Below are 23,575 nucleotides of genomic sequence, written 5' to 3'. Positions count from 1 at the left end.
TAGCGTATTGCTTCGATCATCAAGGACGCCCACCCACCATGCTCAACGGAATCTGGTTAAGCTTTTTCATTGCCGCCTTTGCGGCATCGCTCTGGCAATGGCTGGTGGGTGGCGACAGCGAGGTGTTTGCCCGCCTGGTGCAGTCGCTGTTCGATATGGCAAGGGTCAGCGTCGATATCATTCTGGTGCTGCTGGGCACCATGACGCTGTGGCTGGGATTTCTGGCCATTGCTGAAAAGGCGGGGTTAATCCGCCTGCTGGGGCGAGTGCTCGACCCGCTGTTCTGCCGCTTGATGCCCGAAGTGCCCCGCGGCCACCCGGCCATGGGGCTGATCAGCATGAACTTTGCCGCCAACATTCTCGGCCTGGATAACGCTGCGACGCCCATTGGCATCAAGGCGATGCACTCGCTGCAAACCCTGAACCCCAGCCGCGATACCGCCAGCAATGCGCAAATCCTGTTTCTGGTACTGAATACCTCGTCGCTGACCCTGCTGCCCGTCACGATCTTCATGTACCGCGCCCAGCAAGGGGCGGCAGAGCCGACGCTGGTGTTCCTGCCGATTCTGCTGGCGACCAGTGCATCCAGCCTCGCCGGGCTGCTGGCGGTGGCCATCATGCAGCGTCTGAAGCTTTGGCAACCGGTGGTGCTGGGGTACTTGCTGGCCGCTGCGCTGGCCCTGGGGCTTTTGATCACCACACTGGCGGGGATGTCGGCTCAAGCGCTGGCCGCGGCTTCCACGCTGATTGGCAACCTCACGCTGTTCAGCATTGTGATCATGTTCCTGGTCGTGGGGGCACTGCGCGGCGTGAAGGTGTATGACGCCTTTATCGAGGGTGCCAAAGAAGGCCTGAGCTTTACCATCACCCTGCTGCCCTACCTGGTGGCCATGCTGGTGGCCGTCGGGGTGCTGCGCGCCAGCGGCGTGCTGGATGCCGGGCTTGGCGGCATTCGCTGGCTGGTAGAGGGCATCGGCTGGGATACTCGCTTTGTGGATGCGCTACCTACCGCCTTTGTGAAACCGCTCTCCGGCAGCGGCTCCCGCGCCATGATGATCGAGACCATGAACACCTTTGGTGTCGATAGCTTCCCAGGGCTACTGGCCGCCACGTTCCAGGGCAGCACCGAAACCACCTTTTATGTGCTGGCGGTCTACTTCGGCGCCATTGGCATTAGCCGCATTCGCCATGGGTTGGGATGCGCCCTGGTCGCCGATATAGCAGGCATCACCACCGCCATTCTGGTGTGTTACTGGTTCTTTGGCTGAATCAGCAAGACCGTTCGCCACGAATCGCTGCGCTGAGCGCTTTGCGCAGCGCTGGCCCGGAAAGCCCGCGGCCAAGCAGAACGATGAGTTTGGCCACGGCGGCTTCCAGCGTGATGTCTCCCCCGGCGATCACGCCCGCCTGATTGAGCGCCGCCCCGGTGGCGTAGGCGCCTTGAATGACCTCCCCCTGAGCGCACTGAGTGACGTTGAGCAGCGCCACGCCCCGCTCATGGGCCGCTTTCAAGGCGTCGAGCAGTGCACCGTCAAAGCTGGGCGGGTTCCCCACGCCGTAGCTGTGTAGCACCACACCTTTCAGCGTGTCGTCTGCCAGTAGCGCTTTTGCGCGCGTTAGCGACATGCCTGGGTGCAGCGATAGCACCGCTACCGCCTCGTCATCGAGTTCGATGGGAGCAAAGTTGGGCTCCCCGCTGAGCAGCGCCGAGGGCTGGGGGAAGGTGATGCCAATGCCGATCTCGGCAAGCCAGGGGAAGTTGGGGGAATCGAAGGCATCCAGACCTTGCGTGCGCACCTTGCGGGCGCGGTTACCGCGCAGCAGCCGGTCATGGAAGACCAGGCTCACTTCGCAGGGTGTGGCCGGATGAGCCGCCAGCTGTAGCGCGCTGACCACGTTGTTCAGCGCGTCGCTTCTGGGCTCACCCAGCGGAATTTGAGAGCCGGTGAAGATCACCGGCTTGTTCAAGGCCCCGAGCATGAACGACAGCGCCGACGCGCTGTAGGCCATGGTATCGGTGCCGTGCAGAATCACGAAGGCATCGTAAGCCTGCCAGTGGGCTTCCAGCGCCGCCACCAACCGATTCCATGCCTCGGGCATCAGCTCGGCGCTGTCGATCAGCGGCTGCATTTCCACCACCTCGAAGGCAGGCAGCCGGTAGGGGTCACCCAAGGCCAAATGTGCCGCCAGGCGCTCGGCCAGCCCCGCGCAGGGCACATAACCTTGTGGCGATGGCTGCATGCCAATGGTGCCACCCGTGTAAAGCATGAGGACGCGGGGCATGGGGACTCCTTATCGAATTGAATACAAACGCACTTACTTCGCGGGCGCGCTTTCCAGCCGCTGCTTCAGCGCTTCGGCCTCTTCTGGCTCCAGCTCCCAAGCTTTGGGGTCCAGATCGAGATCAGGATGCTGGCTGGCATCGAAAATCGGCTGTTTGATGCCCTGACGGCGCTGGCTGTCGAAATCGTTCAGAATGCGCAGGCCGCACTTGAACAGCAGAATCAGTGCAACGAGGTTGGCCACTGCCAAGAGGCCCATGGTCACATCGGCGAAGCCAAACACGGTGCCTAGATCGGTGGTCGCGCCCCAGCACACCAGCAGTACGATCGCCACCCGGAAGGCGTTGAACAGGTTCTGGTTGTCACGGCTGAAGAAGTTCAGGCTGTTTTCGCCCAGGTAGTAGTTGTAGAGGATGGTGCTGAAGGCAAACAGCAGCAGCGCCAGGCTCACGAAGGTGCGGCCCCACTCGCCGACGTGGTCTGCCAAGGCAGCCTGGGTGAGCGCGATACCTTCGACACCCGCCCCGGCGGCGGGGTCATACACGCCGCTGAGCAGAATCAGAAACGCCGTGGCCGAGCAGATGATCACCGTATCGATGAACACCGAGAACGCCTGCACGATGCCCTGGTTGGCCGGGTGAGGCACGTACGCCACGGCAGCCACGTTGGGCGCACTGCCGAGGCCCGCTTCGTTGGAGAACAGGCCACGCTTCAAGCCCATCATGATGGCAGCGCCAATCCCGCCGCCCACCAGCGGCTCAAGGCCAAAGGCACTCTTGACGATCAGAGCAATCACCGCGGGGATCTCACCCAGGTTCATGGCAATCACTAACAGCGCCACCGCGATATAGCCCACGGCCATAAAGGGCACCAGAAACTCGGAGATACGGGCAATCCGCTTGATGCCGCCAAAGATGATCAGGCCCACCAGCATGGCCAGCGCAATACCGCTGTACAGCACCGGTACGCCGAAGGCATCGCCAAACGAAGTGGCAACGGCATAGGACTGCAGGGCGGTAAAGGCGAAACCAAAGGTAATCAGCAGCAGTACCGAGTAGAACGCTGCCAGCCAGCGCCACTGCTTGCCCAAACCTTTGACGATGTAGTACGCCGGACCACCGCGGTAAGTGCCGTCGCCTTCCGCCTGTTTGTAGGTTTGCGCCAGAGTGCACTCCAGGAAGCTGGTCGCCATACCCATCAAACCGACGATCCACATCCAGAAAATCGCCCCCGGGCCGCCCAGCGTAATCGCCACGGCCACGCCGGCGATGTTACCGCCGCCCACGCGCCCCGCCACCGATAGCACCAGCGCCTGAAACGAGCTCAAGTGGCCGTGCTGATTACGCTTGAAGGCTTGGCCAGAACCCAGAATACGAAACATCTGACCAAAATAACGAAACTGTACGAAGCGGGAGGCAACGGTAAAACCGATACCAACGCCCACCAGTAGAACGAGCAGGACCTTCCCCCAGAGGAGGTCGTTGAGCATATCGAGCATGGGATAGTCTCCGCATTTTTATATTGGCGTTATGGTTGTGATCGCGTCTTTGTTTGCGATTGAGAGGCGCGGAGAGTGTTGTACCAAGCCAAACATGGGATGACGTTTGGCGCAGCGATGCAGTTGGTTGCACTCACTGCGCCAGCCACTGCACCAGAGTGCACCATATAAAAAACGGCGCGGGCCTTGGCAGGCCACGCACCGCTATGCTCAACCAATAGCTAACGTCAGAGGCCCGCGTTTGCCGCCCTGGCCGCGTGAAGCTTCTTGTAGCTTTCGATGAGGCGCTGGTGGCGCTCCAGCCCCTCCAACTGCATGTTGGTGGGAGTAAGGCCATGGAAGCGCACGCTGCCATCCACCGAGCCAACCACCGCCGCCATGGTGGCTTCGCCGAACATGCGCTGGAAATTGGGCAGATAGTCTTCCAGCGCCAGCTCGTCGTCCAGGGCAATCTCCAGCACCGCGTTCACGGCTTGATAGAACAGGCCACGTTCAACAGTGTTGTCGTTGTACTGAAGGAACATCTGCACGCAGTCCAGCGCCTCTTCATGGCGGCCAAGCGCCAGGTAGACCAGCAGCTTCAGCTCAAGGATGGTCAGCTGGCCCCACACGGTGTTCTCGTCGAACTCGATACCGATCAGCGTGATGATATCGGCGTGGTCGTCCATCTGACTCTCTTCCAGCCGCTCGACCAGATCGGTCAGCTGTGCGTCGTCCAGGCGGTGCAGGTTGAGGATATCTTCGCGGTAATCCAGCGCCTTGTTGGTGTTGTCCCAAATCAGGTCTTCGATGGGGTACACCTCGGAGTAGCCCGGCACCAGAATGCGGCACACTGGTGCGCCCAGGTCTTCGTGTACCGCCATGTACACTTCAGCCCCCAGCTCCTCGAAAATACCGAACAGGGTCTCGGCTTCTTCCTCGTTGCTGCCAGAGAAGTCCCACTCGCTGAACTCGAAGTCGGGCTTGGCACTGAAGAAGCGCCAGGAGACCACGCCCACCGAGTCGATGAAGTGCTCGACGAAGTTATTCGGCTCAGAGACAGTCTGGGAATTGAAGGTCGGCAGCGGCAGGTCGTTCAGGCCTTCGAAACTGCGGCCCTGTAGCAGCTCGGTCAGGCTGCGCTCCAGCGCCACCTCAAAGCTTGGGTGGGCACCGAAGGAGGCAAACACACCGCCGGTACGCGGGTTCATCAGCGTCACGCACATGACCGGGAACTGCCCGCCCATGGAGGCATCCTTCACCAGCACCGGGAAGCCCTGGGCTTCCAGGGCATTGATGCCCTCGACAATGCTGGGGTACTTGGCCAGCACTTCTTGCGGTACGTCGGGCAGGGTCAGCTCCTGTTCGAGGATCTCACGCTTCACTGCCCGCTCGAAAATCTCTGAAAGGCACTGTACCTGAGCCTCCACCAGCGTATTGCCCGCGCTCATGCCGTTGCTGAGGAACAGGTTTTCGATCAGGTTGGAGGGGAAGTAGACCGTTTCGCCGTCGCTTTGGCGCACAAAGGGAAGCGAAACGATGCCCCGGTCTTCACGGCCCGAGTTGGTATCAATCAGGTTCGAGCCACCCAGCTCGCCTTCCGGGTTGTAAATCGCCAGGCAGTGCTCGTCGAGAATTTCGGCGGGCAGCTCGTCATTCGGCCCCGGCTTGAACCACTTCTCATTGGGGTAGTGCACGAATTCGCTGTTCGCGATCTCTTCGCCAAAGAACTGATCGTTGTAGAAGAAGTTGCAGCTCAAGCGTTCGATGAACTCGCCCAGCGCAGAGCACAGCGCACTCTCTTTGGTCGCGCCTTTGCCGTTGGTAAAGCACATGGGGGACGCCGCATCGCGGATATGCAGCGACCACACGTGAGGCACGATATTGCGCCAGGAGGCGATCTCGATCTTCATGCCAAGGTCGGCCAGAATCGCGCTCATATTGGCGATGGTCTGCTCCAGCGGCAGGTCCTTGCCGGGGATAAAGGTGCTGCCACCCTCGGGTGCCCCCATCAGCAGCGCCTGGGCGTCTTCGTCGATGTTCTCGACCACCTCGATCTGAAACTCGGGGCCGGTCTGGATGACCTTCTTCACCGTGCAGCGGTCGATGGAGCGCAGAATGCCTTCGCGATCTTTTTCCGAGATATCTTCCGGCAGCTCGACCTGAATCTTGAAGATCTGCTTGTAGCGGTTTTCCGGGTCGACGATGTTGTTTTGCGACAGGCGAATGTTCTCGGTGGGAATATTGCGCGCGTTGCAGTACACCTTGACGAAGTAGGCGGCACACATGGCCGACGATGCCAGGAAGTAGTCAAACGGGCCAGGGGCCGAGCCGTCGCCTTTGTAACGAATCGGCTGGTCGGATATGACCGTAAAATCGTCGAACTTGGACTCCAGGCGGAGGTTGTCGAGATAGTTAACTTTGATTTCCATAAGCGGGCGTCCGGAGTAATGAGTGTGCCTGAGCGCCAACGCATCAGGCGAATGGCGGCCATTATCCAGTTTTTTGCCCGCTTCGTCTTGGGCAGTCGCTTGAATCGCTTATTGCGGATCCAGCAAGAACGGCAGCGCTTCCTCCAGCAGCATGTCAGGAATCTCTTCGGCGATATAGTGGCCGCAGGGCAGCGCCTTGCCCTCTACCTGGGTCGCTACCTTGCGCCACTCGCCCAGCGCATCGAAGCAGGCTTCAATCGCACCTTCGGCACCCCACATCACGTTGATCGGGCAGGTGAGTTTCACACCCGCGTCGATATCCGCCTGATCGTGCTCTAAATCGATAGTCGCGCTGGCGCGGTAATCGCCGCAGATGCCGGTGGCCGTACCGGGAAGCGACAGGCAGCGCTCGTACTCTGCCAGCGCTTCCGGGGCGAACGGTGCCATACCTGCGCTGCGGGCGCCCATCACGCTTTTCAGGTACTGCTCGGGGTCGGCTTGAATCAGCATTTCCGGTAGCGGCTGAGGGCGAATCAGAAAAAACCAGTGCCAGTAGCTGCGGGCAAACGCCTCATTGGTGCCACGGTACATGGCCAGCGTGGGGGCGATATCCAAAAGCACCATGCGCTCGATCCGCTCGGCGTAATCAACGCCTAAACGATGCGCCACCCGCGCGCCGCGGTCGTGGGCCAGTACTTTAAACCGCTCAAAGCCCAGCGCGCTCATCAGTTCAGCCATATCGGCGGCCATGGTGCGCTTGGCGTAATTGAGATGCTCTGCGTCATCGTCCGGCTTGCCGCTGTCGCCGTAGCCGCGCAGGTCGGCGGCAATCACCGTGAAGTGCTGGGCAAGCGTGGCCGCCACTTTGTGCCAGATCATATGGGTCTGCGGGTGCCCATGAAGCAGCAGCAACGCCGGGCCACTGCCCCCCATGCGGTAGGCAATATCGACGCCGTTAACGCGGCGTGTCTGTTTTTCAAACCCTTCAAACATAACGAGCTCCTCGCGGATAGATCATGCTCTTCATTCGACGACTTCTTGTAACCGCTCGATCAGAAAGTCTTTCAGCGCGACCACGGCGGGCGTGAGCGACAGCCGATGCGGGCAGACGAGATACAGCGGCGCGGGCTCGGTAGGAAACGCAGCCAACAGCGCCACCAAGCGGCCTGCGCGGAGGTCCGCCTGAACATCCAGGCGAGATTTATAGGCAACGCCCTCTCCCGCCAGCGCCCAGCGGCGCACGCACTCAGCATCGTCGCTCACCCGATTGCCCTGCACGCTGATACGCTCACTGCCGAACTGCCACTGGTCATGCACCCGCTCACCAAGATTGAAGCAGAGGCAGTTGTGCTGGCGTAGTTCATCTGGCGTGGCGGGCTCGCCGTGGCGCGCGATATAGCGAGGTGCGGCGCACACCACCCGTTGGTTATCATCTTTTAGCGGCAGGGCTACCAGGCTGGAATCCTCCGGCACGCCGTAACGCAGGGCAATCTCTACTGGCTGGCGAAACAGATCGCTCACTCGGTCGCTGACCCGAAGCCGCAGACGCAGCTGCGGATGCAGCGCCATAAAATGGTCCAGCCAGCCCAGCAGCACGTTGCGGCCCAGATCTGAAGGCATGGAGAGGCTGAGCTCTCCCGCGATCTCCTGGCGTTCGCGGTGCAGCTCTTTTTCCCCTTCGGCAAGGGCGCTCAATGCCGTTTTCGCATGCACTAAATAGTGCGCCCCGGCGGGTGTTAGCCGCAAGCTGCGGGTAGAGCGTACCAGTAGCCGCGTGCCCAACACGTCTTCAAGGCGTTTGATTGCCACGCTAGCCACTGCCGGGGTAATCGCCAGCTCCCGCGCGGCGGCGGAAAGGCTGCCGTGCTCGGCGGCATAGACAAGCACATTTAGGTCATCGGTACGCATGGAGCAATAGCGCCCTTATTTTCAAAAAAAATTGGAAACTGTTAGCTACATTAGCCCTCTTTTTCATAAAACGACACCCAGGCATGATGTCGCCATTCATCATCGCTTGGAGAACGACCATGAAAGCATTCGCGTTTACCAAAAGCCTGCCGATCGACCACCCAGACGCCCTGCACGCCGTCGAGCTGCCGCTGCCCACACCCGAGCCCCACGATATTCGCGTCGCGGTCAGCGCAGTTTCCGTCAACCCGGTAGATGCCAAGGTGCGCAAAAGCGCGCTGCCCGAAGGCGGCGAGCCGCGGGTGCTGGGTTACGACGCGGTAGGCGTGGTCGATGCCGTGGGCAGTGCAGTCACTCGCTTTCAGCCGGGTGACCGGGTGTGGTACGCAGGCAGCATTGCGCGCCAAGGCTCCAATGCCGAGTACCAACTGGTCGATGAGCGTATCGCCAGCCTGGCGCCGAAAAGTCTGTCTGACGTCCAGGCAGCGGCTCTCCCTCTCACCGCCATTACCGCCTGGGAGCTACTGTTTGACCGCCTGGAACTGGGCCTGCGCGACACCAAAGGCAAAACATTATTAGTGGTAGGTGCTGCCGGTGGCGTTGGCTCGATTCTGATTCAGCTGGCCAAGCAGCTCACCGATATCACCGTGATTGGGACGGCCTCACGCCCGGAAAGCCAAGCCTGGGTCGCGTCGCTCGGCGCCGATGCGGTGATCGACCACCGCCAACCGCTGGATGAAGCGCTCAAAGCCGCAGGCTACGAGCAGGTGGATATGGTCATCAGCCTTAACCAAACCGATCACCACTTCGAGGCGATCATCAATGCCTTGAAGCCCCAGGGCAAATTGGCACTGATCGATGACCCGGAGCTGATCGACGTGCGTAAACTCAAGCTCAAGAGCCTGTCACTGCACTGGGAGCTGATGTTCACTCGGCCTTTGTTTACTACCGAGGACATTGCCAAGCAGCACGACCTATTGAGCGAAGTTGCCGCCATGGTGGATAGCGGCCGTTTGACCACGACGCTTGGCGAGGTACTTGGCCCCATCACTGCCGACAACCTGACGCGTGCCCACGCGCTGATCGAGAGCAACCGCACCGTAGGCAAGCTGGTGCTAGCGGGGTTTTAAGCACGCGCGCCGATCATTTCAAGCCAGCTTGAGGTATCAGCCGTTGCACTCTTGGGCGCAAGGCGGCACATTAGCCGCCACCGCCCAAGAGCCCCGAGTCACGCCCATGCACGATGAATTTGTGGCCAATTTGCGCCTGCTGTGCAGCTACTACCCGTCGATTGCCGACGTGTGCCGCCGCCTGCCGATGAACCGAGCGCAATTCAACCGCTACTTGAGCGGGCGCTACTACCCCAGTCATGCGGCGCTCCAACGAATATGCCATTTTTTTGGCGTCACCGCAGACGACATTGCCCTCCCCCACCAGGATTTTCGCGCCCTGGTACAAACCGGCCAGTTGAGTACTGATACGGCAAGCCCCACGCTGCCCTGGCCCAATGCGCTGGTGCAGCGGGGCAGTGAAGGGTTGGAGCGCTACCTGGGGCGCTACTTCGAGCTTTACCACTCCATGTCGCGCCCTGGTCATATCATGCGTACGCTGGTCTGCTTGGAAGAGCGCGACGGCGGCGTGGTGTATCAGCGCACCGAACGCATGCCGGTGGCCCCCGGCAAACGCCCCTGCCATAACCGCTATGTGGGAGCGGCAGTCAAACTCGCGGACCGACTGTTCTTGATCGACCACGAAACCCTGAACGGTCACGAGATCACCCAGACCATTCTGTTTCCCAGCTTTCAAAGTCAGGTAACGCGATTGACGGGGCTGAAGATGGGCGTGGCGGACAACAGCGAGCGCATGCCCTGCTGTGTGAGAGTGGTGTATCAGCGGCTGGATGAACAGACCAGCCTGCGCGAAGCGCTCGCCCAGTGCGGGCTACTGGCACTGGACGACCCATCCCTGGATGCGGCGCTACTGGCCGCCATTCAGAACGATATCGCCGCGGGGGAGTATCATTTTCGTGCGCGCCATTAACGTGGCGGTGGCGTCGCAGTCGTCAGCACGTGGGAAAACAGAATGGCTTCGAACTGCTCCATGGGAGCCAGGGACTTGAGCGTCTTGGCGCGCAGGATGGCACCTTCCCACCCCGAGAGAATGAAGCTGGCCAGCGTGTCAGGTGACAACCCTTCCGGCACGCTGCCGTCTGCCTGCGCCTGGCTCAAGCACGTGACCAGGCGTTTTTCCCAGCGCTGGAAGACCACGTTGAGCGCATCGCGGAAGGTATCGTTTTGGCCCGCCAGCTCCTGCCCCAGGTTGCCGATCAGGCAGCCCGTGGAGTGGTCACAGTCGAGCATATGCGCCCTACCTGCCGCGAAGTAGCGACGCAGACGTTCGAGGGGCGGCACGGCCGAATCTTCCATCAAGGTAGCCAGATTGGCATCGTATTGGCTGGCAAACCGCTCGATCACCGCCAGACCAAAGTCCTCTTTACTGGCAAAATAGTGGTAAAACGAACCCTTGGGTACACCGCAGGTTTTTAGAACGGCATTGATACCCGTGGCGTTATAGCCCTGCTGGGCAATCAGCTCAGCGCCGGTATCAATCAACTTATCGCGCGTGGCGGTGTTTTTCATAGCGTCATGCAGACCAGGAAGTCTATGGTTTTTCACGTCAATGATGACAGGTATCGGAAACCGCGTCAGCGTTTGGGTTGCACGCTATTTGCACAATGCTTGCCTAATCGCTGCGTAGGAATCGGTGATGCTAGCATGATCTTGCCACTTCTCGGGCATTTTTGCCTTCAGCCAATGGATACCCCCCGGCCATGACTCCACCTCGCTCTTTTGCCTCCTCACAGCAAGGCCGCCTGGGCCTGGGTGCCCTGGCCGCCTTGCTGGTACTGGCAGGCGGCCTTGCCGTGGCCTGGTGGATCATCAGCCAGCCACCCAGGGTAGAGCGCAGGCCACCGCCGCCGCCCGTGCCCCCGGTGGTCGACGTGATGACCGTCGAGCAGCGCCAACAGTCGCCTACCCTGAGTGGCTTTGGTCGTGTCGAAGCGGAACAGTCGACGCTGCTGGCCAGCCGCGTGGCCGGGCAGCTGGAACGTTTTGCCGAAGGCGTACTGCCCGGCCGTGTGGTCGAGCAGGGAGCACCGGTGGCTTACATCGACCAGGCCGACCTGCAGCTGGCGTTGGAGGATGCCCAGGCTCAACTGGCAAACGCTGAAGCCCAGCTGGCCCTGGAGCAGGCCGAACAGCAGCGCGCCCGCAGTGAGTACGAGTCGTTCGGCAGGCAGCTGAGCGCCGAACGGCGAGCGCTGGTGCTGCGCGAACCCCAGCTGCGCCAGGCCCAGGCGCAGTTGACCCAGGCGCGCGTGGTCCGCGACCAGGCGGCGCTAAACCTGGAACGAGCCACCCTCACGGCGCCCTGGCGCGCCATGGTTCAGGAGCGCCTGGTGGGGGCTGGCAGCCTGCTGAGCCAAGGCACCGAAGTGCTCAGCCTGGTAGGTGTCGAGCAGTTCTGGGTACGTGCTTCGCTGCCCGGCGATACGTTGGCCTGGCTGGAGAGTGGCGGTCGCGTCACGCTCACCAGCCAAGGCTGGCCCGATCAGGCCGAACGGGAGGGCGAGCTGCTCTCCGTGCTGCCCAACCTGGAAGAGAACGGCTTGCAGGCCCAGCTGCTGATTGCCGTGAACGACCCATTGGCCCTGAATCATGAGGGTCCCGCCCTGCGGCTGGGCGACGTCATGCGGCTCACCTTCCACACACGCGCCCAGGAGCCGCTGATCAGGCTACCCTCTGCCGCGCTTCGCCCCGGCGAGCAGGTCTGGTGGGTGGACGACGACAACCGCTTACGCAGTACCCGCGTCACTCTCGCTTATCGCGGCCAGGATGACGTACTGATCCGGGAGGGCCTGGAAGCGGGCCAGCGCGTGGTCGTTGCAGGCCTGGCGCAGCCCCGCGAGGGGCAGGAAGTTCGCCTGCGCCAACGTGGCGACACCCCGGCACGTGATCAGGAGAGCGCTCAATGATGCGTAAAGGCCCGTTGGCGTGGATGGTGGATCACGGCGTTGCCCCCAACTTGATGATGGTGCTGTTCATCGTGGGCGGCCTGATGGCCTCGATGGCCATCAAGAAAGAGGTCTTTCCGGAGTTCGAAACGGAAATCGTCCAGGTCTCCATCAGCTACCCAGGCGCCACCCCGGAAGATATCGAGCAAAGCCTGCTGCTGCCCATGGAAGCCGCCATCGCCAACGTGGAAGGCATCGACGAGATGACCGCCAGCGCCAGCGAAGGCAGCGGCGTGGTCAGCGCAACGCTGATCGACGGCGTGGATGTGATGCGCGCCTACCAGGACATTCAACAAGCCGTGAATGCCATTACCACCCTGCCCGCCGCTGCCGACCCACCCCGCATTACATTGGCAGGCCGCTCGCGCAGCGTCGTCAGCCTGCAGGTGTACGGCAGGGTGGGCCAGGAAGCCCTGCACGACGCCGCCGAAAACGTACGTGCCGAGTTACAGGCCACCAGCGGCATCTCCCGGGCAGAGCTCTCCGGCAACCGGGACCGGGAAATCCAGGTGCACCTGGACGATGAAGCCATCGAGCGCTACGGGCTCGATCATCAGCAGTTGGCCAGCCGCATCGCCGCCGAAGCACTGGATCTGGCCAGCGGCCAGTTGACCACCGCCGAGGGCGAATGGCTGATCCGCTACCAGGGGCGCCGCAATAGCGCCGAAGAGTTCGCCGAGCTGCCCATTCTGACCACGGCCCAGGGCTCGCCGGTGCTGCTGCGTGACATTGCCCAGGTCAGTGAAGGCTTTGCCGAAACCGACCGAGAGGAGTTCTACAACGGCCAGCCAGGCATCTCGGTGGATGTGTACCAGATTGGCGGCCAGACTCCGACCAGCATTTCCAACGCGGTACGCGGCGAGCTGGAAAGGCTGCGCGCCAACCTGCCCGACGGCGTGAGCCTGGACATCGCCCGGGACAGCTCGGAAGTCTACGAAGACCGGCTCGGCCTGCTGCTCAAGAACGCCTGGATGGGCCTGGCGCTGGTGCTGGTGCTGATGGCGCTGTTTCTCGAAGCGCGACTGGCGTTCTGGGTGACGCTGGGCATTCCCACGGCGTTTCTGGGGGCCATGCTGTTCCTGCCCTGGATAGGCGTCTCGCTCAACATGATGTCGATGTTCGCATTCATCATTGCGCTGGGTATCGTCGTCGATGACGCCATCATGGTGGGCGAGAACATCTACAGCTATCGCGAGGAGGGTTACTCGTTGCGCGATGCGGCGGTCAAGGGCGCCCAGGAAATTGCCACGCCGCTCACCTTTGCGATCCTCTCGAACATCGTGGCCTTCCTGCCCCTGCTGTTCCTGCCCGGCTTTTTGGGGCTGATCTTTGCCACGGTGCCGGTCGTGGTGATCACGGTCTTCGTGATCTCGCTGGTGGAAGCGCTGCTGATCCTGCCCGCACACCTGGCCCACGCCAGCAAACCGAGGCAAACGCCAGCCTGGCAGCGTCCTCTGGAGGCCGTGCGGCTACGCATGCAGCAGGGGCTGCACCATTTCACCTACCGGCGCTTCGAGCCCTTTCTGCAGGGTGCACTGAACCAGCGCCTGCTGACCGTCTCGCTGGGCGTGGCGCTGCTGGCGATCACCCTGGCATGGGCCATGAGCGGCCGATTGGGCTTCTCGTTGATGCCCCGGGTCGAATCCGACCAGGTGCAGGCCAGCGTCACCCTGCCGATTGGTAGCCACATCAGCGTCAGCCGCGAATTGAGCCAGCAATTGCTGGACGCCGCCACGGCCCTGAGCGAGCGTGAAGAGGGGTTGAGCTTCACCAGCACCCGTAGCAGCCTGGATGGCGAAAGCCTCTCCGTACGCCTCGACATCGCTTCGGAAAGCCTGGAGAGCTGGCCACCCTCACGCATTGCCCGCGAGTGGCGTGAACTGACCGGCGACCTGCTGGGCGCGCAATCGGTCCGCTTCGAATCCGACTTTGGCGGCCCCGGCAGCGGCGCCGCGCTGAGCCTGCGGCTTTCGCACCCCAACACCCAGGTGCTGGAGGCAGCCGCCACACGATTGGCCGAACAGCTGGCGGAGTACGGGCTGACGGACATCGACAGCGGCCTGGGCGACGGCAAGCCACAGCTGGAAATGCGCCTGTCGGCCGAAGGCCGCTCGCTGGGGCTGACCGGCAGTGACTTGGCACAGGCCCTGCGTGGTCCGCTGCAAGGCGCCACCGCCGTCGAGCAGTTCATCGGCCGCCGAGAGGTCAGCGTCGAAGTGCGTTTACCGGAAGCCTCTCGCGATAGCCTCAGTGAGCTGTACCGGCTTCCCGTACGCACCCCCGAGGGGCTCAGCGTGCCGCTGTCGCGGGTGGCCGACATCACCCTCAGCCAGGCGTCCAGCAGCCTGCAACGCATCAACGGCCGACGCATCATCACCGTCACCGCCGACTCCGAGGGCGACCAGGCCATCAATCAGGTGCTCGCCACCTTGCAGGAGGATGTCTTCCCCACCCTCAGCAATACCTGGCCGGGCCTCGAAGTCAGCATGGGTGGCCGCCAGCAGGATACCGCCGACAACCTGGCCACGCTGCGCAAGGCCATGTGGCTGATGATTGCGGCACTCTATGCCCTGCTGGCAATTCCCTTCCGAAGCTACTTGCAGCCGCTGCTGGTGATGGCCGCCATTCCGTTTGGTATCGTAGGGGCCATTGGGGGCCATCTGCTGATGGGCTTTGGCTTGTCGATCATCAGCCTGCTGGGCATGCTGGCGCTGTCCGGCGTGGTCATCAACGATGCCCTGGTGCTGATCGACTACGCCAACCGCAAGCGGCGCGAAGGCATGGCGCCTCGGGAAGCCATCGTGGCCGCTGCCACACGCCGGTTGCGGCCGATCATGATGACCACACTGACGACCTTCCTGGGGCTGGCACCGATGATTCTGGAAACCTCGCGACAGGCACGCTTCATGATTCCCATGGCCATCTCTCTGGGCTTTGGCATGCTGTTCGCCACGCTGATTCTGCTGATCATGGTGCCCTGCCTCTATCTCAGCCTGGAGAATCTGCGCGAACGCCTCAGCGCACCGTCCCCTCCCGAACCCGAGAGGGCTAACCCATGAAGGCGTTACATAGCCTGCGCCAGTGGCGCCCCTCGCGGCTGGGCATGAAGCTGTTCGCGGCCATCCTGAGCGTCAATGTGGCCATTGCTGCCAGTGTGTTTCTGGCGGTCACCTACAGTATCGATCGTGGCTTTCTCGACTACCTGAACCAGGCCCAGGAGCGCCGTGCCACGCTGCTGGCCGACGGCCTCATTACCCGTTGGGAAACACAGAACAGCTGGGCGTGGCTGGAAGAGGCCCCCGACCGCTGGCCCTACATCGTCCGCTTCGAGCTGGGCCAAGAGCATCGTGATCGGCCATCTCCCTTGGGGGAGGCGCAGGATTTCGCTCTGCAGGATGCCGATGGCCACGCCATCATTCCCCCCAGCGATACTCCACGGGGCTCCCGCAACTGGCACTGGATGACCCTCTATAGCGATCTGGCGCCCAATGGCCAGCGTGAAGCCATTGGCGCCCTCGGCTTTCGCCCGCCCCAGGAGATGATGGAGCGCATGGAGAGCCGCTTTCTGGAGCGCCAGCAGCGCAACCTGATCCTGATCGTGGTCTCGCTGGGCCTGGCCTCTCTGCTGCTGGCTGGCGGGCTCTCCTGGTGGCTGGGCCGACGCACGCGGGCGCTGGCCGGAGCTACCCTGCGCCTCACCGAAGGCGACTACCATACCCGCTTGCCCGAACGCGGCCGCGATGAGCTGTCTCGCCTGGCCCGGGATTTCAACGTGCTGGCAGCCACCTTGGAAGCCAGCCGCGAGGCCCGGGCACGCTGGGTGTCGGACACGGCCCATGAGCTGCGCACCCCGCTGGCCGTACTGCGCGGTGAAATCGAAGCCATGCAGGATGGTATTCGTCCGCTGAATCAGGAAAACCTGAGTTCGCTGGCCCAGGAAGTGGCTCAGTTGGAGCGCCTGGTCTCCGACTTGCGGCTGCTCTCGCAAAGCGATGCGGGAGCGCTGGACATCCAGCTGGCCCCGCTGAACCTGAGCGACAGCCTGGGCAGCCGCCTGACCGACGCCGACCGCTGGCTTGAGCAGAGCGGCCTGAGCCTCACCTGCCAGCTGGAAGAGGACATCATGATTCGCGGCGATGCCCAACGCCTGCGCCAGCTGTGGAGCAACCTGCTGGATAATAGCTGTGCCTATACGCAATCGCCCGGGGCGCTGCGCGTCACGCTCGGCTGCGAGCGCGGTCAGGCCGTCATCGTCTGGCAGGATAGCTCCCCCGGCGTCCCCGACAGCGAGCTGGGGCGGCTCACCGAGCGCCTGTATCGGGTCGAGGGGTCGCGTAACCGTGCCAGCGGCGGTAGCGGCCTGGGCCTGTCGATTGCCAGCGCCCTGGTGAGTGCTCACGGTGGCACCATGGAAGCCAGCGCCTCGACATTGGGCGGGCTGGCCTGGACACTGCGCTTTCCGCTGATTTCTTCTGACCCTTACTGAATGCGAGTTGACCATGACCCAGGAAGCATCCCTGCTGATCGTCGAAGACGAACCCAAAATTGCCAGGCTCATGGCGGACTACCTTGGCAGCCATAACTTCGCCCCCACCATTATCGGCCATGGCAGCGACGTGATGCCCTGGCTCACCCAGCACTCACCGGCGCTGGTACTGCTGGACGTCATGCTGCCCGGCAAGGATGGCCTCACCCTGTGCCGGGAAATACGCCAGCAGTGGCCGCTGCTGCCCATCATCATGGTGACGGCCAAGGTCGAGGAGGTGGACCGGCTGCTGGGTCTGGAGCTGGGCGCCGATGACTACATCTGCAAGCCGTTCAGCCCCCGCGAGGTGGTGGCCAGGGTCAAGGCCGTGCTGCGCCGCAGCCAGGCCATTGCCGAGGCCACCGGCCACACCCCGACCACACGGCAAGCGCCGGTCACCCTGGATGAAGAGGGCTGGCAGGCCCTCGTCAATGGCCAGGACCTGGGGCTCACCGCCGTGGAGTTTCAGCTATTACGCGTTATGATGCAGTCGCCGGGGCGTATTTTCAGCCGCGAGCAGTTGATGGACCACATGTATCGCGACAATCGCATCGTGTCCGAACGTACCGTCGACAGCCATATCAAGAAGCTGCGCAAAAAGATCACCGAAGCCCTGCCCGAGCAGGAAATCATTCGCTCGGTGTATGGTGTGGGTTACAAATATCAGCCCGAAGGGTAAGCCTGGCAGGTCGACAGGCGCATTTGGGCACCGCTACGGGTCAATGCACCATGAAAGCGCTCATCGTAGAAGATAACGACAATCTTGCGCGCTCGATTGCCTCGACGTTAGAAGAAGCCAGCTTCACCATCGACGTGGCCTGCGATGGTGAAAAAGCGCTGCTCATGCTGCAGCAAGGGGGGTATGACCTGCTGGTACTGGACCTGGGGCTGCCGCTGCTCGACGGCATGTCGTTGCTGCGCCTGTTGCGCCACCAGCAGAACACCATTCCCGTCTTGATCATCTCCGCCCGCGACACCCTGGACCAGCGCATTTTGGGGCTGGAAGTCGGCGCGGACGACTATCTGTGCAAGCCCTTCTCGCTGAACGAGGTAGCCGCCAGAGCCCGCGCGCTGGTCAGAAGAGCCAAGCATTTTGGCGGTGAGAGCCTGCGCTGCGGGCGCCTGGAGTTCTTTCTGGATGCCATGGAGCTGCGCGTGGACGGCCAGGCCCTCACGCTACACCGCCGCGAGCTGGAGGTCATCGAATACCTGCTGATCAATCAGAATCGGCTGGTCAGCAAGGACCAGATCATCGACCGGCTCTCCTCGACGGATGAAGCCATCAGCTACGCCGCCGTGGAAACCTACATTTCACGTATTCGCAAAAAGATCGGCCATGACTTCGGCCTGAAAACCGTGCGAGGGCTGGGCTATTACCTGGCCCCACCCGCCTCGGAGGAAGGCACCTCTTGAGCCAGACACCCCGCTCCATCCGCAGTCGCCTGCTGCTGTGGATTGCCTTGCCGTTCACCGCCTTGGCCTTCCTGGCCCTGCTCTCCAGCTACCTGCTGCTGAGCAAGCAGATCAACGAAGCCTTCGACGCCATGCTGCTGAATGCCGCCCAGCGCCTGGAGCGTCGGGTATATACCGCCGATGGCCAGCTACGCATCAACATGCACTACTTCAGCATCAGCACGCTGGGCAGTCGTGGGGAGGGCAAGATCTTCTACCGTATCCGGGAAGCCCAAGGGGGCATGATTGCCGGTTTTCAAGGGCTGGGCGATCCACCCGACTCCCTCGACGCGCCGCTGTTTTACGACGTGGCTTACGCAGGCAACGAGCTGCGGGCCGTGGCCTTGACCTTCCCTTTTCGCCGCGGGCGCGAGGTCGTGGACATCGAAGTCATCGTGGCGGAATCAAAAGAGACCCGTCACTCATTGACCCACGACTTCATGGTCACCCTGGCCGGGCTCACGGCGGTGACCGGGCTGCTGGCGATCACGCTGGCGCTCCTCGCCATCCACCGTGGCCTTGCCCCCTTGAACGCCATCAGCCGCGCACTGCGCCAGCGCTCGCCCCACGATCTGCAGCCCATTCGCGACAGCGTGCCCAGGGAAATACGTCCCCTGACGCAAAGCATCAATTACCTGATGCAACGCATGCAAAGCAGCATTACCAGCACCCAACAGCTCAACGCCGACGTTTCCCACCAGCTACGCACGCCCATTTCAGAGATTCGGGCACTCACGGAAATGACCCTGAAGAGCGAGCAATCACCCGCCAACAGGGCCAACCTGCTGGAGATTCAGCGCATTGCCGAGCATGCCGGGCACACCGTTCAACAGCTGCTGAAATACGCCAAGACCCGCAGTGAGCTGTTCGAACTCACCCAGCTGCAGGCCGTTGACCTGATCGCACTATGCCAGCAGGCTTGCCAGCAGGTCGCCACCGGCATTTACCAAAAGGGCCAGGAGCTGGCCTTCGAGCAGCCCGAGGCCCTGCCCTCAATCCATGGCGACCCCATTTTGCTGCAGTGGCTGGTGATCAACCTGATCGATAACGCCAGCCTCCACGCGGGTGGCGCGCTCCCTTACCAAGGCACCATTACCATTGGCCTCACCCATGACGCCGATACGGTACGACTCAGCGTGCACGATGACGGCGTGGGGGTGGACCCCGCCCGGCTGCCGCAGCTCACCGAACGGTTTTTCCGCGATAACGCCCATGCACCGGGCAGCGGCCTTGGCCTGGCCATCGTCGAACAGGTGGCCACTACCCACGGCGCCCAGCTTGCCGTGCGCAATCGCCCTCAGGGCGGGCTGGAAGTCACGGTGGCGTTTCCGGTGCTGCCAGCGTCGTCAGGCGGATCATCAGCGGCGTCATGAAGATCAGCAGCAGCAGCCGCAGAATATGGTGAGAGACCACGTAAACCGGGTCGATCCCCATGACCATGGCGATGACCGCCATCTCCCCGACGCCCCCCGGTATCAGCGCCAGCATCACCGCCACGAACGGCAATGACGTGACGCTGGCCACCAGCCAGGCCATCAACGCGGCCACCACCAGCGCAAAGAGCGCATACAGCATGCCGAACCGCCCTACCCGCACCACCTGTTTCCAGTGGGTGCCTGAAAAACGCGAGCCCACCGAGGAGCCAAGCACCAGAAAGGTCACCAGCAGGATTTCATTGGGCAGCGTGTAGGCTACGCCCACATTGGCAATCAAGGCACCTGCCGCCATCGGCCCCAGAAACTCCGGTAGCGGCAAGCGGATCAGGCGACCCAGCCACCAGCAAGCAGGAGCCAGCAGCAGTGGCAGCACCCCCATGAGCGACAGCGGCTCGGCAGAGGGCGGCAAGGCCACGCTGTCGACGAACAGGCTGGCCAGCAGCGCCGCGCCCGATACCACGGTGACCAGCCTCAGCGAGTGAGAAATGGCGATCCAGCGCAGGTCACCATGGGCACGCTCGGCCAGTACCAGGGCCGAGTTCATGCTGCCTGGATAGGCACAGAACATGGCGTTCAGGCTGCCGACGCGGGCACGAGCAAAGATCCAGTACCCTCCTGCCAGCATCAGCACCATGTAGGCCAGCATGGCCAGCACGCTGGGGTACCACTGCACCAGGCTCACCAGCTCGTCCGCGTGGATACGACTGCCGATGAACAGTCCCAGTAGTGCAATGGCCACGCGATGCAAGCGCTTGTCTACCCCGGTGCGAACGCCTGCCAGCGAAACGCCCATGACCATGAACAGCGCCCCTAGCATCCACGCCAGCGGCAGCGAAAAAAGGGTGGCCACCAGGCCACCCAAACATCCCAAACCAATGGTTTTCAGCGTTTTCTTCACCCGCACCCCCGTTGCTGCGCTACGCTTTTGCCGCCACGCGGCGTGCCTGAAAGCGCTTGACCAGCGGCTGGCCAAACAGCGAAATCAACAGCAGCGCCAGGATGGCCAGGGTCGCAGGCCGCTCCAGCACGTAGGTGATGTCCCCGCCACTGATCTGGTAGGAGTGCAGCAGCGACTTCTCCGCCAGAGCCCCCAGCAGCATGCCAATGACCGCCGCAGGCACCGAGTAACCGTAGTGGCGGAAGATCCAGCCGATCACGGCAAACACCAGCACCGTGGCAGGCCCGGTCATGTTGCCGGTGAGCCCGAAAGACCCCATGACCGCCAATACCAGCACGGAAGGAATCAGATAGCGCATGGGCACCTTGACGATGTTGGCCAGCAGTGGAATGAACAAAATCCCCACGATGACCAGCAAGAATACCTGGGCGAAGTTGGCAAAGATGATGGCGTAAACCACGTCCGTTTGCTGGCGGATGAACTGCGGGCCACCGGTAATGTTGTGCATGGCAAACGCAGCCAGCATCACCGCCGTTGCCCCACCGCCAGGAATGCCCAGCGCCAGCAGGGTCGCCATGGAGCCACCCTCCGAGCTGCTGTTGGCGGCCTCGGACGCGACGACCCCTTTGGGGTTGCCCTTGCCGTAGGAGTCCGGGTCTTTATCCCGCCGCTTGGTCTCGATGTAGGAGAGCAGATTGGAAACCGATGACCCGACACCGGGCACCGCGCCCACCAGCACACCGATCAAGCCACCGCGAATCATCACCACAGGATGACGCAGCGCCATCTTGCAGCCCTGAAAAATTTCGCTGGCACGTACCTTGCGCGCATCCGCCGACTCGACGATGAACCCCTTGTTGGCCAGCTTGAACAGCTCGGACGCCGCAAACATGCCCATCATGGCAGGAATCACCGGCACCCCATCCAGCAGGTAGGTTTGCCCCATGGTGCCACGGGCCAGACCAATTTCGTTGAACCCGATGGTGCCCACCAGCAGCCCCACGAAACCGGCCACCAGGCCTTTGAGCACCTGCTCACCCTTGAGGCTGGCGATCAGGGTCATGCCCCAGAGGATCACCACGAACATCTCGGCGGGCCCCAGGCGCAGCACCATGTAGGAGAGCGGCTGGATCATAAAGAACAGCACCACGTAGCCCATCAGCGAGCCGATCACCGAGGAGGCCAACGCCACCCCCAGCGCCTGATTGTGCTGCCCGCGTCGCGCCATCGGGTAGCCATCGAAGGCCGTGGCAATGGCCGAGGAAGTGCCGGGAATGTTCATCAGGATGGCCGGGATCCCTGCGCCAAACGAGCCGCCGGTAAAAATCGCCGTCAAGAACAGCATGGCCTGAATGAAGTCCATGTACATGGTCATGGGCAAGAAGATCGCCATGGCCATGGAGATCTGCAGGCCCGGCGTTGCCCCAAAAATCAGCCCCAGCACGATACCGGGAACCACTACCAACCAGGGCCCTGCGCTGGAAAAGAGCAGGTTCATACTCTGCTCGACGGCACCAAAATCAATCATGTTGCCTCCTTCGATGCGTTCAGTTGGGGATCAGCAGCAGCGTCATGGGATAAGGCAGCATGCGCGAAAAGAAGAACGCTGCACCAAGGCCAAACAACGCGCTGAAACTGAACAACGCCAGCCAGTTGCGCTCACCCTTGAGAATCAGAAAAGACGCGATGAACGCCACCGTCGCCAGGTCGAAACCCAGGGTTTCCAACGACATCACGTAGGCGGCAAACAGGCCCACCACCGGCAGCGTACGCAGCAAGGGTTCCTCTTGCTGGTCCTGGGTCAGCAGCGTGCCTTTCTTCAGGCGCAGTACCACCTCCAGGGCAATCAGCGCCAGTACCAGCAGCGCCATGGGAAGAATCAGCAGTAAGTTCTGGGGGGTCGCGGAGACGCGAATGGCATCCATCAGATACCACAGCGTAAAGCTCGCCAGACCGATGAGGACGAGCGCGTCCCCATAGTCACGTTTTTGTGCCGTCATGGGTAAACTCCTGGCAGGCACCCCCTGAGGGTGCCTGCCACTACAGGATCGTCAGACGATGGGGTGATCAGTTGAGCAGGTGGGCGTACTTCTCGAACACGTCGTAGTTGTCGCGCATCAGCTCATTGGAACGCTCAGGGCCTACCCATACGCCGCCCATTTCATTGCGCTCCAGATGCTCTTGCACGTCCTTGCGCGCCAGCGCGTTCTGGATGGCATCCGCGAGGGCTTCGTAACGGCCCGGATGCTGGCGCTCGACTTCGCTGGTCACCGCGAAGCCGCGCATGGAGCCTTGCAGCACCGGCACTTCCAGCTCCATGGAAGCAAGGGCCTCATTGATGGTCGGCGCATCCCACTGCTCGATACGCTCGTCGTTGACGATGGCCAGCGGCGTCAGGAACTCACGAATACCTTCGCTGCCCTGTGCACTGATGGAGACGAAATCCACCTGACCACCGGCCACCGCCGAACGCGCTTCACCACCGCTGTTGTAGGTCACCAGGTTGAGGTTTTCCTGGGGGATGCCCGCTTCTTCCAGCAGCAACCGCACCATCAGGTGGCCCGCCGAGCCTTGTACCACGGCACCGCGCACCTGGCCGCGCTGCTCACGAATCGCCTCCAAAAGCGAAGGCAGGTCGTCGTAACCGCTGTCCTTGTTGGCTGCGATCAGGTCGAGGTCGAACCACTGAAAATTGATGTAAGAGAAGTCATCCACGCTGAAATTGGCCCCACCCGTCAGAATCGAGTTGGTCAGGTAAGGGGCGAAGGTGGAGGCATAAACGGTGTAGGCGTCGTCCGGTACGTTCAGCACGTAGTTGGAAGCGACCTGAGTACCCGCCCCGGGGCGGTTGGTGACTTGAATGGGTACGCCAATCTCTTCGGAGATGTATCCCGACATCAAGCGGGCCAACCGATCGGCGCTGCCGCCGGTACCAAACCCGACGACCATGTTGAGCGGGCGTTCCGGGTAGCTGTCTGCCGCAGCAGGCAGCACCATGGCCAGTGACGCTACCGTGACGGTGGCGCCCACCAGCAGGGATTTGAGCGCGCGAGGAAACGAGCTGACAGGTTGCTTGAGCATAGCGATGTC

19 protein-coding genes are annotated in these 23,575 nt (G+C 62.1%); 9 read left to right on the top strand and 10 right to left on the bottom strand.

The genetic code is table 11. The features are described 5' to 3' along the window. Positions 1–38: 38 nt before the first annotated feature. Complete coding sequence (locus LG409_RS03890) at positions 39–1,268, top strand: nucleoside recognition domain-containing protein (protein ID WP_096921399.1); 1,230 nt, start codon at positions 39–41, stop codon at positions 1,266–1,268. Position 1,269: 1 nt separating this feature from the next. Here LG409_RS03890 and LG409_RS03885 read toward each other — a convergent pair whose 3' ends face one another. The 5 genes from LG409_RS03885 to LG409_RS03865 form a co-directional block, all read right to left on the bottom strand. Further along, positions 1,270–2,283 carry an asparaginase gene (locus tag LG409_RS03885; RefSeq protein ID WP_039175519.1) on the bottom strand — a complete coding sequence of 338 codons (1,014 nt, stop codon included), beginning with the start codon at positions 2,281–2,283 and terminating at the stop codon, positions 1,270–1,272. A 33-nt stretch (positions 2,284–2,316) separates the two neighbouring features. Beyond that, complete coding sequence (locus LG409_RS03880) at positions 2,317–3,780, bottom strand: alanine/glycine:cation symporter family protein (protein ID WP_227407647.1); 1,464 nt, start codon at positions 3,778–3,780, stop codon at positions 2,317–2,319. Between the two features lie 227 nt (positions 3,781–4,007). Continuing rightward, positions 4,008–6,191, bottom strand: coding sequence for an OsmC domain/YcaO domain-containing protein (locus LG409_RS03875; protein ID WP_227407646.1), 2,184 nt, complete (start codon positions 6,189–6,191; stop codon positions 4,008–4,010). A 108-nt stretch (positions 6,192–6,299) separates the two neighbouring features. Further along, entirely contained in the window at positions 6,300–7,184 is an 885-nt protein-coding gene (locus LG409_RS03870; RefSeq protein WP_227407645.1) for an alpha/beta fold hydrolase, read from the bottom strand. A 30-nt stretch (positions 7,185–7,214) separates the two neighbouring features. After that, positions 7,215–8,099 carry a LysR family transcriptional regulator gene (locus LG409_RS03865; RefSeq protein ID WP_227407644.1) on the bottom strand — a complete coding sequence of 295 codons (885 nt, stop codon included), beginning with the start codon at positions 8,097–8,099 and terminating at the stop codon, positions 7,215–7,217. A gap of 119 nt (positions 8,100–8,218) precedes the next feature. On the opposite strand from LG409_RS03865, the gene LG409_RS03860 reads away from it, so the two are divergent. Then, a complete protein-coding gene (locus LG409_RS03860; RefSeq protein ID WP_227407643.1) occupies positions 8,219–9,229 on the top strand; it encodes a zinc-binding alcohol dehydrogenase family protein in 1,011 nt (336 codons plus the stop codon). A gap of 106 nt (positions 9,230–9,335) precedes the next feature. Further along, a complete protein-coding gene (locus tag LG409_RS03855; RefSeq protein WP_227407642.1) occupies positions 9,336–10,139 on the top strand; it encodes a helix-turn-helix domain-containing protein in 804 nt (267 codons plus the stop codon). Here LG409_RS03855 and LG409_RS03850 read toward each other — a convergent pair. Continuing rightward, positions 10,136–10,738, bottom strand: coding sequence for a TetR/AcrR family transcriptional regulator (locus tag LG409_RS03850; RefSeq protein ID WP_081192566.1), 603 nt, complete (start codon positions 10,736–10,738; stop codon positions 10,136–10,138). The two genes, LG409_RS03855 and LG409_RS03850, sit on opposite strands and share 4 nt — an antisense overlap. A 191-nt stretch (positions 10,739–10,929) precedes the next feature. On the opposite strand from LG409_RS03850, the gene LG409_RS03845 reads away from it, so the two are divergent. From LG409_RS03845 to LG409_RS03820, 6 genes are read left to right on the top strand one after another with little or no spacing between them, the layout of a single operon-like run. Then, entirely contained in the window at positions 10,930–12,135 is a 1,206-nt protein-coding gene (locus LG409_RS03845) for an efflux RND transporter periplasmic adaptor subunit (protein ID WP_096921406.1), read from the top strand. Continuing rightward, positions 12,132–15,233, top strand: a complete 3,102-nt coding sequence (locus LG409_RS03840) for an efflux RND transporter permease subunit (protein ID WP_039175499.1) — start codon at positions 12,132–12,134, stop codon at positions 15,231–15,233. Before LG409_RS03845 ends, LG409_RS03840 begins: the two co-directional genes overlap by 4 nt. After that, positions 15,230–16,660 carry an ATP-binding protein gene (locus LG409_RS03835; protein WP_096921408.1) on the top strand — a complete coding sequence of 477 codons (1,431 nt, stop codon included), beginning with the start codon at positions 15,230–15,232 and terminating at the stop codon, positions 16,658–16,660. The genes LG409_RS03840 and LG409_RS03835 overlap by 4 nt, the downstream gene beginning before the upstream one ends. 13 nt (positions 16,661–16,673) lie before the next feature. Beyond that, positions 16,674–17,378: a response regulator gene (locus LG409_RS03830; protein WP_016916247.1), complete on the top strand. Its 705-nt coding sequence runs from the start codon at positions 16,674–16,676 to the stop codon at positions 17,376–17,378. 50 nt (positions 17,379–17,428) lie between these two features. Continuing rightward, entirely contained in the window at positions 17,429–18,112 is a 684-nt protein-coding gene (locus LG409_RS03825) for a response regulator transcription factor (protein WP_227407641.1), read from the top strand. Beyond that, the gene (locus LG409_RS03820) at positions 18,109–19,524 is read left to right on the top strand and encodes a sensor histidine kinase (RefSeq protein ID WP_227407640.1); all 1,416 of its coding nucleotides are present in this window, start codon (positions 18,109–18,111) and stop codon (positions 19,522–19,524) included. The genes LG409_RS03825 and LG409_RS03820 overlap by 4 nt, the downstream gene beginning before the upstream one ends. Here the strand turns inward: LG409_RS03820 and LG409_RS03815 are convergent. From LG409_RS03815 to LG409_RS03800, 4 genes are all read right to left on the bottom strand, one after another. Then, positions 19,466–20,437 (bottom strand): AbrB family transcriptional regulator, encoded by a 972-nt coding sequence (locus LG409_RS03815; RefSeq protein ID WP_227407639.1) that lies wholly within the window; start codon positions 20,435–20,437, stop codon positions 19,466–19,468. The two genes, LG409_RS03820 and LG409_RS03815, sit on opposite strands and share 59 nt — an antisense overlap. Before the next feature lie 67 nt (positions 20,438–20,504). Further along, the gene (locus LG409_RS03810) at positions 20,505–22,013 is read right to left on the bottom strand and encodes a tripartite tricarboxylate transporter permease (protein WP_039175492.1); all 1,509 of its coding nucleotides are present in this window, start codon (positions 22,011–22,013) and stop codon (positions 20,505–20,507) included. Between the two features lie 19 nt (positions 22,014–22,032). Continuing rightward, positions 22,033–22,485, bottom strand: a complete 453-nt coding sequence (locus LG409_RS03805) for a tripartite tricarboxylate transporter TctB family protein (protein ID WP_039175490.1) — start codon at positions 22,483–22,485, stop codon at positions 22,033–22,035. A gap of 67 nt (positions 22,486–22,552) precedes the next feature. After that, on the bottom strand, positions 22,553–23,566 hold the full coding sequence (locus LG409_RS03800; protein WP_227407638.1) for a Bug family tripartite tricarboxylate transporter substrate binding protein: 1,014 nt from the start codon (positions 23,564–23,566) through the stop codon (positions 22,553–22,555). Positions 23,567–23,575: the final 9 nt, after the last annotated feature.

The organism is Halomonas sp. NyZ770 (assembly GCF_020616575.1).
Lineage (GTDB): Bacteria > Pseudomonadota > Gammaproteobacteria > Pseudomonadales > Halomonadaceae > Vreelandella > Vreelandella hamiltonii.
The sequence above is the reverse complement of the archived record's forward strand: the minus strand, read 5'-3'. Positions and strand labels throughout refer to the sequence as shown.

Bases quoted from the DNA above. Each gene is read 5' to 3' on its own strand.
- LG409_RS03890 (WP_096921399.1), top strand. From the start codon at position 39: ATGCTCAACGGAATCTGGTTAAGCTTTTTCATTGCCGCCTTTGCGGCA.
- LG409_RS03885 (WP_039175519.1), bottom strand. From the start codon at position 2,283: ATGCCCCGCGTCCTCATGCTTTACACGGGTGGCACCATTGGCATGCAG.
- LG409_RS03880 (WP_227407647.1), bottom strand. From the start codon at position 3,780: ATGCTCGATATGCTCAACGACCTCCTCTGGGGGAAGGTCCTGCTCGTT.
- LG409_RS03875 (WP_227407646.1), bottom strand. From the start codon at position 6,191: ATGGAAATCAAAGTTAACTATCTCGACAACCTCCGCCTGGAGTCCAAG.
- LG409_RS03870 (WP_227407645.1), bottom strand. From the start codon at position 7,184: ATGTTTGAAGGGTTTGAAAAACAGACACGCCGCGTTAACGGCGTCGAT.
- LG409_RS03865 (WP_227407644.1), bottom strand. From the start codon at position 8,099: ATGCGTACCGATGACCTAAATGTGCTTGTCTATGCCGCCGAGCACGGC.
- LG409_RS03860 (WP_227407643.1), top strand. From the start codon at position 8,219: ATGAAAGCATTCGCGTTTACCAAAAGCCTGCCGATCGACCACCCAGAC.
- LG409_RS03855 (WP_227407642.1), top strand. From the start codon at position 9,336: ATGCACGATGAATTTGTGGCCAATTTGCGCCTGCTGTGCAGCTACTAC.
- LG409_RS03850 (WP_081192566.1), bottom strand. From the start codon at position 10,738: ATGAAAAACACCGCCACGCGCGATAAGTTGATTGATACCGGCGCTGAG.
- LG409_RS03845 (WP_096921406.1), top strand. From the start codon at position 10,930: ATGACTCCACCTCGCTCTTTTGCCTCCTCACAGCAAGGCCGCCTGGGC.
- LG409_RS03840 (WP_039175499.1), top strand. From the start codon at position 12,132: ATGATGCGTAAAGGCCCGTTGGCGTGGATGGTGGATCACGGCGTTGCC.
- LG409_RS03835 (WP_096921408.1), top strand. From the start codon at position 15,230: ATGAAGGCGTTACATAGCCTGCGCCAGTGGCGCCCCTCGCGGCTGGGC.
- LG409_RS03830 (WP_016916247.1), top strand. From the start codon at position 16,674: ATGACCCAGGAAGCATCCCTGCTGATCGTCGAAGACGAACCCAAAATT.
- LG409_RS03825 (WP_227407641.1), top strand. From the start codon at position 17,429: ATGAAAGCGCTCATCGTAGAAGATAACGACAATCTTGCGCGCTCGATT.
- LG409_RS03810 (WP_039175492.1), bottom strand. From the start codon at position 22,013: ATGATTGATTTTGGTGCCGTCGAGCAGAGTATGAACCTGCTCTTTTCC.
- LG409_RS03805 (WP_039175490.1), bottom strand. From the start codon at position 22,485: ATGACGGCACAAAAACGTGACTATGGGGACGCGCTCGTCCTCATCGGT.
- LG409_RS03800 (WP_227407638.1), bottom strand. From the start codon at position 23,566: ATGCTCAAGCAACCTGTCAGCTCGTTTCCTCGCGCGCTCAAATCCCTG.